General features: G+C 62.2%; 9 protein-coding genes and 2 pseudogenes. 4 read left to right on the top strand and 7 right to left on the bottom strand.

Annotation, left to right across the window (positions count from 1 at the left end; genetic code table 11):
- Window positions 1-509 precede the first annotated feature (509 nt).
- From XALGPE39_RS16455 to XALGPE39_RS09710, 5 genes and pseudogenes are all read right to left on the bottom strand, one after another.
- Window positions 510-2,604: pseudogene (locus tag XALGPE39_RS16455) on the bottom strand (methyl-accepting chemotaxis protein).
- A gap of 427 nt (window positions 2,605-3,031) precedes the next feature.
- On the bottom strand, window positions 3,032-5,020 hold the full coding sequence (locus XALGPE39_RS09695; RefSeq protein WP_045729110.1) for a M1 family metallopeptidase: 1,989 nt from the start codon (window positions 5,018-5,020) through the stop codon (window positions 3,032-3,034).
- A gap of 112 nt (window positions 5,021-5,132) precedes the next feature.
- Window positions 5,133-6,080: an aspartate carbamoyltransferase catalytic subunit gene (locus tag XALGPE39_RS09700; RefSeq protein ID WP_045728006.1), complete on the bottom strand. Its 948-nt coding sequence runs from the start codon at window positions 6,078-6,080 to the stop codon at window positions 5,133-5,135.
- Between the two features lie 19 nt (window positions 6,081-6,099).
- Complete coding sequence (gene ruvX, locus XALGPE39_RS09705; protein WP_045728007.1) at window positions 6,100-6,597, bottom strand: Holliday junction resolvase RuvX; 498 nt, start codon at window positions 6,595-6,597, stop codon at window positions 6,100-6,102.
- Window positions 6,590-7,156 (bottom strand): YqgE/AlgH family protein, encoded by a 567-nt coding sequence (locus XALGPE39_RS09710; RefSeq protein WP_045728008.1) that lies wholly within the window; start codon window positions 7,154-7,156, stop codon window positions 6,590-6,592. The genes ruvX and XALGPE39_RS09710 overlap by 8 nt, the downstream gene beginning before the upstream one ends.
- Window positions 7,157-7,261: 105 nt before the next feature.
- On the opposite strand from XALGPE39_RS09710, the pseudogene XALGPE39_RS09715 reads away from it, so the two are divergent.
- Both XALGPE39_RS09715 and XALGPE39_RS09720 read left to right on the top strand, forming a co-directional pair.
- Window positions 7,262-7,483: pseudogene (locus XALGPE39_RS09715) on the top strand (DUF4153 domain-containing protein); the annotation flags it as partial.
- Between the two features lie 116 nt (window positions 7,484-7,599).
- The gene (locus XALGPE39_RS09720; protein WP_045728010.1) at window positions 7,600-8,139 is read left to right on the top strand and encodes a DNA-3-methyladenine glycosylase I; all 540 of its coding nucleotides are present in this window, start codon (window positions 7,600-7,602) and stop codon (window positions 8,137-8,139) included.
- A gap of 36 nt (window positions 8,140-8,175) precedes the next feature.
- Here the strand turns inward: XALGPE39_RS09720 and XALGPE39_RS09725 are convergent, their stop codons facing one another.
- Together XALGPE39_RS09725 and XALGPE39_RS09730 are read right to left on the bottom strand one after the other, a co-directional pair.
- Window positions 8,176-9,306 carry a PilT/PilU family type 4a pilus ATPase gene (locus tag XALGPE39_RS09725; RefSeq protein ID WP_045728011.1) on the bottom strand — a complete coding sequence of 377 codons (1,131 nt, stop codon included), beginning with the start codon at window positions 9,304-9,306 and terminating at the stop codon, window positions 8,176-8,178.
- A 124-nt stretch (window positions 9,307-9,430) separates the two neighbouring features.
- A complete protein-coding gene (locus XALGPE39_RS09730; protein ID WP_045728012.1) occupies window positions 9,431-10,468 on the bottom strand; it encodes a type IV pilus twitching motility protein PilT in 1,038 nt (345 codons plus the stop codon).
- 112 nt (window positions 10,469-10,580) lie between these two features.
- Here XALGPE39_RS09730 and XALGPE39_RS09735 point away from each other — a divergent pair, with 112 nt between their 5' ends.
- The gene (locus XALGPE39_RS09735; protein ID WP_255352743.1) at window positions 10,581-11,243 is read left to right on the top strand and encodes a YggS family pyridoxal phosphate-dependent enzyme; all 663 of its coding nucleotides are present in this window, start codon (window positions 10,581-10,583) and stop codon (window positions 11,241-11,243) included.
- A 287-nt stretch (window positions 11,244-11,530) separates the two neighbouring features.
- Window positions 11,531-12,556: a hypothetical protein gene (locus XALGPE39_RS09740; protein WP_045728013.1), complete on the top strand. Its 1,026-nt coding sequence runs from the start codon at window positions 11,531-11,533 to the stop codon at window positions 12,554-12,556.
- Window positions 12,557-12,672: the final 116 nt, after the last annotated feature.

Here is a 12,672-nt window from a genome sequence, read left to right on the forward strand (position 1 = left end):
TGAAATTCGCGTGCGAGCCAAGTTGCAAAATATTGCCGCAGTGCCAAGCACACACTGACCGGACCGCACTGCATCGTGCACGATAAAATCTCTGGCGAAGCGAACGATGTGAATGCAGTAGGCACTCGTGCTCCGCTGCGTTGAAAACTTTGCAGCGTCGTTCGACCTTGGCGAGGATCGAGTCAGCGGTGGCAGTCCATTGAACGGTCGAAGGTGTTGGTTGTAGTGCTCGACGAACGCATTGATCTTGCATTTCAGATCAGCCGCCGGGTCGAAGGATCCACGCCGGATCGTCTGCAGGGTGATCAGAGCAAACCAGCGCTCGACCTGGTTGAGCCAGGAACTGTAGGCCGACGTGCAGTGAATGTAGTAACGCGGCCGTCATGGTCAGCCATGACTTGATCTTGGCGTGTCCTAGGCTCAACGCCTCTGGCCCAGAACTGTAATACCCGATACAACCATGTCCGATGGCGCCGCGCAGCAGCGCCATCGTTCCACAAGGACGTGGCTTAGAACTCCTGCCAACCCTTCTCCAGCGCTACCGCCGCAACCGGCCGCTCGCGTCGCGTGGCGGCCACGACCGGCTTCACCACGGACGCCACCGCCGCCTTGCTCTGACGCGGCGGCATCGCCGCAGAGGCATCGAGCTTGAACAACGCCACCGCCTGGCTCAACTCCACCGCCTGCTGCTCCATCGAACGCGCCGCAGCCGTGGCTTCTTCCACCAGCGCCGCGTTCTGCTGCGTACTCTCGTCCATCTGCGTCACCGTTTGGTTGACCTGCTCGATGCCCGCTGACTGCTCCTGCGAAGCCGCAGAAATCTCGCCCATGATGTCGGTCACGCGCTGCACCGAGGACACGATCTCCTGCATCGTCTTGCCCGCCTGATCCACCAACTGCGAACCTTCCGCCACGCGAGTCACCGAGTCGTCGATCAACNGTCTGGAATGCGATGCCATCGATCACGCTGATGATGTCGGCAATCTTCTTCGAGGCCGCCTCGATGCCGCTCATGGTCTGCACCACTTGATCGACCACCGCACCGCCTTGCGAGGCCACCGACGCGGCGCCGACAGCAAGTTGGTTGGCTTGGCGGGCGCTTTCGGCATTCTGCTTCACCGTGGAGGTCAGCTCCTCCATCGAAGCGGCCGTTTCCTCCAGGCTCGCCGCCTGCTGCTCGGTCCGTTGCGACAAGTCATCGTTACCCGTGGCGATTTCACTGGCGGCAGCGTTGATCGAACTGGCCGACTGCTTGATTCGCCCGACGATACTGGCCAGTTGCTCGGCCGTGGCATTGGCATCGTCGCGCATCTGCGCGAACACACCGTGGAAGTCGCCACGCATGCGTGCGGTCAGATCGCCCGCCGCAATCGCCTGCAACAGCGCCGACAAGGACTGCAAATTGCCATCGGCGGTGGACATCAGTTGATTGAGGCTCTCCACCATCACCCGGAAGTCGTACTGGAAGCGCTCGGCATCCCCGCGCGCGGCGAAGTCACCATGCGCCGCCGAGTGCGCCAATTGCTTGATCTGCCCGTTCATCGCCGACAGGTTTGCCTTCACCTCGTCCATGGTCTTGCTCAACACCGCTTCCTCGCCGGGCAGGCGATCCATGTCCTGACTCAGATCGCCAATCGCATAGCGCCCCATGATCTGTGCCAGCTTGCTCTTGACCGCCAGGTGCGAGGACACCAGCGCATTGGTTTCCGCCGCCATGCGCCCGTAATCGCCTGGGAACGTCTGCGCATCGATACGATGACTGACCTCGCCGGCATCGTGGCGCTTGGCCATCTCCAACTGCGCGCCGATCAGGCTGCGTAACTGCTGCTGCATCCCATCCATCGCGATCAACAGCCGGCCGGTCTCGTCCTTGGCGGCGGTGCGCACGTCGTTATCCAGATTGCCCCCCGCAATCGCCTCGGCAACGCGGGTCGCACGATTCAACGGCAAGCTCAGACTACGGGTGATCAACCACGCCAGCAGGCTGCTGACGACCAATACGGCAACACCACCCAGGATCAGTAGCATGCGGCCATTATTCATCGCTTTATTGGCGAGATTGTAGGCAGTGGTGTTGTTGTCGCGCTGCCGATTGGCATACGCGTTGATCGCGTCCTGCCACTTCTGCGTGGCAGGCGCTGCATTCACCATCAACTGCTTTAGCGCCTCGTCAGACTTGTCGTTCATGCCAAGATCTAACACTTTCTGGTTGGCAGCCCTGGCGCGCTCGTAGGTTTGGTCGATCTGCCGACGCATCTGCATACCAGTTTCACTAAGCACAGGAATCTTATAAAGCTTGTCGTGCGCTTCAATATAAGAGGCGCGCTGTTGCTCGATGATCTTGGCGAAACCGATGTTGTCTTCCTGCGAGGTCGGCAACACGATGTTACGCAGTTGCACGGCAATGGCTGAGCTTGAGCCGCGCATCGTGCTGGTGTAATCGAGGATGGTCATGTTGCGCTTGACGATCAGTTCCATTCGGTCACGCGCCTGAGCCAATGCGATCAAACCGGCGACGACCAGACCGCAGGAAAGCAAAATGAGCACACCAAAGGCCGAAGATAGGCGCGTGCCGACGTTGTAGCGTTGAAGGAAATGGATCATCAGATCACCAAATAATGAGAAAGTTGGAGGAGCACGCGCCACGCTCAAGGATCACGCGACACATCTGCCAGCCTCCCAGTCAGACGAGATGAGGAGGAAAGACAAAAGCACACTTCGTACCCACCACAGCGGCGATATCTTTTTGAGTGCTCGCTTGACTGTAACGGCCAGTACCCCAGGTTCTTTACGAACCAATGAGCATCCGTTTTGATTCCTGCCTCATGAGGAACGAGGAAACGCAACGCAGATCACTCATGCAATCTGATGGGGCACGCACAATTTCGGCAATAAGGCAAGTTTGCGCGCACAACGACACTCACGGGATAGAGCATGCCATTTGTTGCGGTAACCCATTGACTGCGCTTGCAGCACGTTCGCGCGGTGGTGCTGTAGCCACTGCAATGCAGTGCAAACGGTGCGCCCCGACTCAGCTCACCCTGTCCAGGCGGTTGTCGCCACGGTCGGCGTCAGGCAACACGTGGTCGGGATCGAGCGTGACGTGAAGCACTTTCTGCGTGCTTGGCACGCGAATCTGCGGCTCGGTCTGCTGCATCCAGGTTTCGACCGGCACACGCTGGTCCAGATGGTGGCCATCGGCGAAATCGATACGCAACGTCGCCGGCATCACCAGCTTCTGCCGGCTGCGCAGAGTGACCAGTAAGCCCTTGGCCGGATCGTGGTCGACATACGCGGCGGCTTGAACACCCATGTCCAGTTGCCAGTTGTTGAAGTACCAACCGCGCCACCACCAGGCCAGATCCTCGCCGGACTCGCTTTCCATCAGCCGGAAGAAATCCGATGGTGTCGGATGCTTGTAGGCCCAGGTGGCGATGTACTTGCGGAAAGCCGGGTCGAAGCGCGCCGGCCCGAGGATTTGTTCGCGCAACAGCACCAGACCCAGAGCTGCCTTGAAATAGATCACCGGATGTCGATAGGTCTCGCGTGTGGCATCGGCATGGGCGAGTAACGTCGGTGCCTGCACATCGGCCAGCAGCGGCAGGATTTCGTCCACCGGGTTGCCGCCATTCGGCGCGTATTCGCCGTCGCGCTTGGGCGCGTATTCGCCGTGATTGAATGCGTCGGAAGCATAGACATCGATGAAGGTGTTGAACCCTTCGTCCATGAACGCATGACGACGCTCGTTGGAACCGACGATCATCGGGAACCAGCCATGTCCCAGTTCATGAGCAGTGATCCAGAACAGTTGCTTGCCACTATCGTCCATGTCCTCGAAAACGATGCCGGGATACTCCATGTCGGCGCCATGTCCACCGAGATTCACCGCCACCGGCCACGGATACGGATACCACTGCGAAAAATGCTCGATCGACGCTTTCACAAATTCAGTGGAACGCCCCCACTTATCGGCACCGACCGACTGGCGCGGGTACACCGACATCGCCAGCGCGTGCCGGCCCTGCGGCAGATTGATGCGCGCGGCATCCCAGACGAACGCCGGCGAGGCGGCAAATGCCACATCCCGGGTATGGTCCATATGGAAGCGCCAAGTCTGGGTACCGCTGGCGCTGGGGCGACTGGCCGGGTCGCCGATTTCGTCAGCGCCACGGATGGTCACGGTACGGTCGCTGGCAGCAGCTTGGGCCAGCCGTTGGCGCTGCGTGGCCGTCAACACCTGCGTGGGGTTCACCAGTTCGCCAGAGCCGGCAACGAGATAGTTCCACGGCACTGTCACCGCGTAGTCGAAATCGCCGTATTCCAGATAAAACTCAGCGTTTAGGTAGGGCTGTGTGTCCCAGCCGCGCAGATCGTCGTACACCGCCATGCGCGGATACCACTGTGCGATTTCGTAGATATCGCCATCGCGGGTCGGGGTGACCGCCGTGCGACCGCCCCAGGTGCCAGGCACGGTATAGGCATAGTCGATGTGCAGTTTGAGTGCTTTGCCGCTGCGCAGCGGCTGCGGCAAATCCACCCGCATCCGGGTGTCGTCGACCAGGAACTTCGCCGGCACACGCTTGCCGTCCTGCTCCAGTTCCACTCTCGCAATGCGGTCGCCGTCGGTGGCTGGTCGGTCGGCGCGCGCGGCATGCAGGCTGCGCGCACGTGCGTCGGCGCGATACAAGTTCTGGTCAAGTTGCAGCCACAGCACATCCAGCGTATCCGGGCTGCGATTGCTGTAGGTGATGGTTTCCTGGCCTCGGAGCGTATGCGTGTCCGGTTCCAGCGTCACCTGCAAGGTGTAGTCGGCACGATTCTGCCAATACAGCGGCCCAGGAACGCCACTACCGCTGCGGTAGGCCGTGGCTGGTTGCGGCAACTGCAGCGGGGCGAACAGAGCGAGCGGATCGTATGCACTGGTCGACGCCGACACCGGAGCAGCGGCACGCGCTTGGGCGAAGGCGAGGCAGAAAAAGCAAACCGCAGCGCAACTGGCGCGACGCAAATCGTAGTGCATGGTGGCATCCGTGGGCAGAACCATCGTCAATGCTAAGCCGAATCGGCCCGACACGGATATGCCGGAAGGGGCGAGCGCCGCAGTCGGCCACGCCCCTCATGGCCCACGCCGCTCAACCCAACAGTGTCTCCAGCACCGCCATGCGCACCGCCACACCGTTGGCGACCTGGCGCAGCACGCACGATTGCGCGCCATCGGCGACTTCGTCGGTGATCTCCACGCCGCGATTGATCGGACCCGGATGCAGCACAACGGCGTCCTTGGACGCGCGACGCAAGCGTTCGGCGGTGAGGCCATACTGGGCGTGGTACTGCTCCAGCGATGCCACCAGGCCCTCCTCCATGCGTTCGCGCTGTAGCCGCAGCATCATCACTGCGTCCACGCCTTCGAGCATGGCGTCGAGGTCATCGCCGACCACGCAGCCGCGCAGGGTATCGTCGTCCGGCAACAGCGTCTGCGGGCCGCACACGCGCACCTCGCCCGCACCCAAGGTGCGCAGGGCATGCAGGTCCGAGCGCGCCACGCGCGAGTGTTTGACGTCGCCGACGATGATCAACTTGAGCTTGGAGAAATCGCCGCCCTTGGCATGGCGCAGGGTCAGCATGTCGAGCAGGCCCTGGGTTGGATGCGCACTGCGGCCATCGCCGGCATTGATCAGCGCAGTTCCCTCGCCCGCCGCTTCGGCAAGCTGCGCGACTGCGCCGTCCTCCGGATGGCGCACGATGAAGCCGCGTACCCCCATCGCTTCCAGATTTTTCAACGTGTCGCGCGCGGTTTCGCCCTTGCGCGTGGACGAGGTGGAGGCATCGAAGTTCAACACGTCCGCGCCCAGCCGCTGTGCGGCCAGTTGGAACGAACTACGGGTGCGCGTGGAAGGCTCGAAGAACAGCGTGCACACCGCGCTCCCAGCCAGCACGCTGCGCTTGCCGACACGTCCCACCGCCGCGTCGCGGATCTGGCCGGCACGGTCCAGCAGTTGCAATAGGACCTCACGCGGCAGTCCTTCCAGGGTGAGCAAATGACGCAGGCGTCCATGAGAATCGAGTTGCGGATATGTCATAACGAATCCGGGCAAACAGTCAGAGAGGAGAAATCGCGTCGTCGGGCGCGGCCAACCAACGCTCGACGATCACGGCAGCCGCCAGCGCGTCCAGCGCATCGGCATCACGACGGCGCTTACGGCCAGCGGCACGATCCACGGCAAAACGCTGAGCCGCCTCGACCGAACTGGAACGTTCGTCGACCAGCACCACCGGCAGGCGATAGCGCGCACCGAGTTCACGGGCAAAGGCATGGGCGCGCTTGCGGTTGGGTTGATCGGCACCATCGAGGGTGAGCGGGTCGCCGACCACCAACCCATGCGGGCGCCACTGGGCATGCAGGCGATCCAACGCCGGCCAATCCGGCCCTTGCGCATGCACGTCGATCACCGCCAGTGCACGTGCGCCGCTGCCGAAACGGCTGCCGACCGCCACGCCGATACGACGATGGCCAACATCGAAACCAAGCACGGTCGCGTCGTGACGGATCGTGGCGGAGCCGTCGTTGCCAGGAGTGAGGGTGACAGTTTCAGGCATGCCCGCTGTAGTCGGTGAGGCGAAACAGATCCACGCCGATGCGTCCGGCCGCGGTCAGCCAACGCCGCTCCAGCGGGAGTACAAACAGCAACTCCGCATCGGCTGGCGCGGTCAGCCAACTGTTCTCGCCCAGTTCGTATTCGAGCTGCCCGGCCCCCCAGCCCGCGCAACCCAGCGCGACCACCGCATTACGCGGCCCCTCGCCACGTGCCATCGCTTCGAGCACATCGCGTGAGGTGGTGAGGTACAAGCCCTCGGCGAATGCCAGACTCGAATTCCAGGGGTGATCGCCGTCGTGAATCACGAAGCCGCGTTCCGGATGCACCGGCCCGCCATTGAGTACCACCTGCTCGCGCAACGCCGCATCGATGGTCGCGATGCCCATCTGCGCCAGCACTTCGCCCAGTGTGTATTCGGAAGCACGGTTGACCACCACGCCCATCGCGCCGTTCTCGTCGTGCTGACAGATCAGCGCCACGCTACGCGCGAAGTTGGGGTCAGACAGCGCCGGCAGCGCGATCAGCAGTTGGTTGGCCAGGGGCGTGGGCAAGGCAGACATGCGTCCATTCTATCGCCCCTGCTGCACGCGCGCTGCGGTCGATTGCAATGATCGGCATAATCACCCGACATCGCGCGATGCGCGCTCCCAAGGATACCGCAGCATATGGACATGCCCACCGATCTACCACGCCAGAGCCGCGCGCTTATCGTCCTTGTGGCCCTGCTGCAAGGTGCCGCGCTGTATCTGGCGCAACGCGGCGCCGAGACCGGCGTATGGCCGTTCGGCGCGCTGGGCGTAAGAGTGTGCTGGGATGCCTTGGTGCTGACCGTACCGACGATATTCTCGCTGTCGCTGCTGCGCCTCGATACCCCGCGCTTGTGGCAGCAGACGTTCGCTTGACGCTGTGTGTGACCTGGCATGATCTTGCGATTACCGGGCGCGCAGCACGCCGCGCTAAAGCCCACGCACGACGACAAAGACGATTGACGGACACCTCCCGCATGAGCAGCTATTGCGACATCGCCCCCGGGCATCCCTTGCATGGCCCTTATCACGACGCCGAATACGGTGTGCCGCAACGCGACGACAGGGTCCTGTTCGAGCGCCTGGTGCTGGAGATCAATCAGGCCGGGCTGAGTTGGGAACTGATGTTGAAAAAGCGCCAAGGCTTCCGCGCCGCTTACGCCGGGTTCGACGTGGACACGGTCGCGGCCTATGGCGAGGCCGATGTACGACGCCTGCTCGCCGATCCCGACATCATCCGCAACCGTCTCAAAGTGCAAGCAGCGATCCACAACGCGCAGGTGATCCTGGGCCTACGCGCTGCTCACGGCAGCTTCGCCAACTGGCTGGATGTGCACCATCCACTTAGCAAGCCCGAGTGGGTCGCACTGTTCAAACGCACGTTCCGCTTCACCGGCGGCGAGATCACCGGCGAATTCTTGATGAGTCTGGGCTATCTACCCGGTGCGCATCGAGCCGACTGCCCGGCATACGCGCGCATCGCGCGATTGAACCCGCCATGGATGCGCGAGAGCTGACCCAACCCTGTCAGCGGATGCTGCAAGCAAACCAACTCAACGTACTTCGGCGATCTCGACGCCGTCCAAGCCCTGCGACAGGGTTCTGGCGTCGCCGCCCTGGGCCAACTTGATGCGTAGGCGCACTTCGTTCTGCGAATCGGCATGACGCAGCGCATCCTCGTAGCTGATCTCGCCGGCCTGATACAACTCGAACAAGCTCTGATCGAAGGTGCGCATGCCCAGGTTGATGGACTCCTTCATCACGTCCTTGAGCTTGTGGATCTCGCCATCGCGGATGTAATCCTGGATCAACGGAGTCCCGAGCATGATCTCCATCGCCACCCGACGGCTCTTGCCATCCGGGGTCGGGATCAATTGCTGGGCGACCACGCCACGCAGGTTCAGCGATAGATCCATCAGCAATTGACTGCGACGGTCCTCGGGGAAGAAGTTGATCACGCGGTCCATTGCCTGGTTGGCGTTATTGGCGTGCAACGTACACAGCACCAGGTGGCCGGTTTCGGCGAAGGAGATGGCGTGGTCCATGCCCTCGCGGGTGCGCACCTCGCCGATCATGATCACATCCGGTGCCTGACGCAGGGTATTTTTCAATGCGTTTTCCCAGCTATCGGTATCGATCCCGACCTCGCGCTGGGTAATGATGCAGCCCTCGTGCTTGTGCACGAACTCGATCGGATCTTCGATGGTGATGATGTGTCCGGTGGAGTTCTGGTTGCGATAACCGATCATCGCCGCCAGCGAGGTCGATTTACCGGCGCCGGTCGCACCAACGAAGATGATGATGCCGCGCTTGGTCATCGCCAGGGTCTTAATCACCGGCGGCAAGCTCAGTTCGTCCACGCCGGGGATGCGCGTTTCGATCCGGCGCAACACCATGCCGACCTGGTTACGCTGATAGAAGCAACTGACGCGGAAACGGCCAACACCAGACACGCCGATGGCGAAATTGCACTCGTGGGTCTTCTCGAATTCCTCGCGCTGCCCCGGCGTCATCACGTTCAACACCATGTCGCGGCTTTGCTGCGGGGTCAGCGGCGTCTGCGTGATCGGGCTGATCTTGCCATGCACCTTGATCGCCGGCGGCATGCCCGAGGTGATGAACAGATCCGACGCCTTCTGGTGCGCCATCAATTTCAAGAACGAGGTGAAGTCGGTGGCGCTCATGCTGTGGCTCCGGGACTCGGGCTCAGGATGCGAACAGCACACGCGGCTGATCCCGATCCTATCCGGCCCATCTGATGGAATATCAAGTTACGCTAAAAGAGATGAGCATGCCTGTGGCCAGGTCTCATTCGAAAATCCGCTTGTCCTTGGCATACTCGCGGGCCTGGTGCCGGGTGATCAAACTGCGCTTGACCAGGTCTTGCAGATGCTGGTCCAGGGTCTGCATGCCGCTCTGCTGACCGGTCTGGATCGCCGAATACATCTGCGCCACCTTGTCCTCGCGAATCAGGTTACGAATCGCCGGGGTACCGACCATGATCTCCCAGGCGGCGGCGCGGCCGCCGCCGACCTTCTTCAGCAGCGCCTGGGAAATCACCGCTCGCAGCGATTCGGACAGCATCGAACGCACCATCGGCTTTTCGCCAGCGGGAAACACGTCGATGATGCGGTCGATGGTCTTGGCGGCCGAACTGGTGTGCAAGGTGCCAAACACCAAGTGGCCAGTTTCCGCGGCGGTCAGCGCCAGACGGATGGTTTCCAGATCGCGCAACTCACCGACCAGGATGATATCGGGGTCTTCGCGCAAGGCCGAACGCAGCGCTTCGTTGAATCCGAGAGTATCGCGGTGCACCTCGCGCTGATTGATCAGGCACTTCTGCGAGGTGTGCACGAATTCGATCGGATCCTCGACCGTGAGAATGTGGCCGTATTCGTTCTTGTTGATGTAGTCGATCATGCCCGCCAGGGTGGTCGACTTGCCGGAACCGGTCGGCCCAGTCACCAGGATCAGCCCCTGCGGCTGGTCGATCAATTGGCGGAAAATCGGCGGGCAGCCCAGGTCTTCCAGGGTCAGCACTTCCGAAGGAATGGTCCGGAACACCGCGCCAGCGCCACGGTTCTGGTTGAACGCGTTAACGCGAAACCGCGCCAGGCTGGGAATCTCGAACGAGAAGTCGACCTCAAGGAATTCCTCGTAGTCGCGACGTTGCCGGTCCGACATGATGTCGTAGACCAACGCATGGACCTGCTTATGGTCCAGGGCCGGGATGTTGATCCGGCGCACATCGCCGTCGACCCGGATCATCGGCGGCAAGCCTGCGGACAGGTGCAGGTCCGACGCCTTGTTCTTGACCGAAAATGCCAATAGTTCAGCAATATCCATGCGCTGCTTTCCCCCTTGGGCTGCGACTGGAAGGATGATTCCCCGACCGGCAGTATAGCGCCCTTCCCCCTACCGGAATCGCCCCCCCGTGAGCCACGTCACGCTGCAACAGATCCGCCTGGAGATGGACCGCGCCGCCGACACCGCTGGGCGGCCGCCCGCGCACCTGCTCGCGGTGTCCAAGACCCAGACAGCGGCGGCGGTCGCGGCGCTGGCCGCGCAGGGACAACGCGCATTCGGCGAGAACTACGTGCAGGAGGCGGCGGACAAGATCGCCGCCTTAGCACAGGCCGGCCTGGAATGGCATCTGATCGGGCACCTGCAGTCAAACAAGGCCGAGCTGGCGGCAAGCCTGTTCGACTGGGTACAGAGCGTGGACCGGCCCAAACTGATCGCCCCACTGGCCAAGGGCCGGCCCGGCACGCGGGCACCGCTGAATGTGTTGATCCAGGTCAACATCGACGACGAAGCCAGCAAGCACGGCTGTCACCCCGATCAGATGGAGTCCCTGGCCGCCGCCATCGCCACGCAGCCGGCATTGGCCTTGCGCGGGCTGATGGCCATTCCCGCGCCCTGGCCCGAGGCGGAACGCCGCCAAGCCGCCTTCATGCGCATGCGCACCTTATTCGAACGCCTGCGCGACGCCTACCCGCAGGTGGATACGCTATCGATGGGCATGAGCGGTGATTTCGCCCAGGCGATCGCAGCGGGGGCGACCTTGGTGCGTATCGGCACCGCGCTGTTCGGTGCACGCACGCCACAGATGGCGCAATAAACGTGTGCAGACACGCACAGGCAGGCCGCACCCACCGCAGCGGCAACGCCCCCTCCCCCCGGCTCAGCTCCCGCGCCCTCACATCATTACAACTTATTGAAAAATATTGAATTATTGACGGAATCCACAATTACTTTCGAAGACAGCGACAGCGCACGGTCTCCGCCGCCGCAATCCGTTAAACGGTTCACATTCTTGGTCCGTGAGGTCAGGCTCTGATACGCCCCGGCGACGGGCTGTCCGCCGCCCATGGCCGAATGTGCTCGGCGCCAATGAGATCATCAAAGATGAAAGCATCCACCAAATCATTGCTTGGCTCCTGCTTGATCGCGTTGCTGCATTCAACCGCAGCAACCGCCGCACCAGCGGCGGCATGGGATACGAACGAAGCACGGATGACCCCCGAGGAAGTCCAGGCGCATCAAAACTGGCGCGAGACCATGGCGCATCAGCCCACGCCGGCAGAAGGCTGCTTCCACGCCAACTACCCCGACACCACTTGGCAAGCCGACACCTGCACAACCCTGCCGCCTGGCTTGTACTCCAATCCGCACCCGCGCAACACCCGCATGCGCACCATCCAAGCCGTCGGCAACGGCGGCGACGACGTGCTCAGCTCCGATACGCTCATCAGCAAGATCGTCGGTAGCTTCCCCAAGGTCAGCGGCGTCACCTCCGAGCGCGGCCTCAACGGCAGCGGCGGCCTCGGTCCCGACGAATACTCGTTGCAGATCAATTCAAACGACGATGCCACCACCAGCGCATGCGCAGACCGATCAGACTGCACAGTGTGGCAACAATTCATCTACGCCAACGGCGGTTCCGAGAACCAGGCAGGACTATTCATGCAGTACTGGCTGCAGGGCTACGGCTCCGACTGCCCCAGTGGCTGGGTCAGCGACGGCAATGTCAGTTGCTATCGCAACAGCAACGCCGTCGTGTTGCCCAGCGTGCCGGCCACGCATTTGGCCAACCTCAAGCTGACCGCCTCGGCGAACGTCAACGGCCTGGATACCGTGACCTTCACCAATGGCAACACTGCCCACAGCGTCAGCGCCAGTGACAGCGCGGTCGATATCGCCACGGTATGGACGGATTCGGAATTCAACGTATTCGGCAATTCAAATTCATCGCGCGCGAATTTCAACCGGGGTTCGTCGATCACGGTGAAAGTGGCCGCGTTCAATGGCGACACGGCCGCCCCGACCTGCACGGCGGGCGGCACCACCGCCGAGACCAACAACCTGTATCTAGGCAAGTGTTACATCGCTGGGGGCAATATGCCTTCGATCACGTTCACCGAGGCGAACTGAGCCTGCCCGCGCCGGCGTAGCAGACCAGCGCCGGCACGATATCCAGCGCCGCACAGCATGCCGCCAGCAGCCGCACCGCACCGCGCCGCTGCACCGCTGCGTGGCGCAGCCGCTAC

This window comes from Xanthomonas sp. GPE 39 (genome assembly GCF_000963005.1).
Lineage (GTDB): Bacteria > Pseudomonadota > Gammaproteobacteria > Xanthomonadales > Xanthomonadaceae > Xanthomonas_A.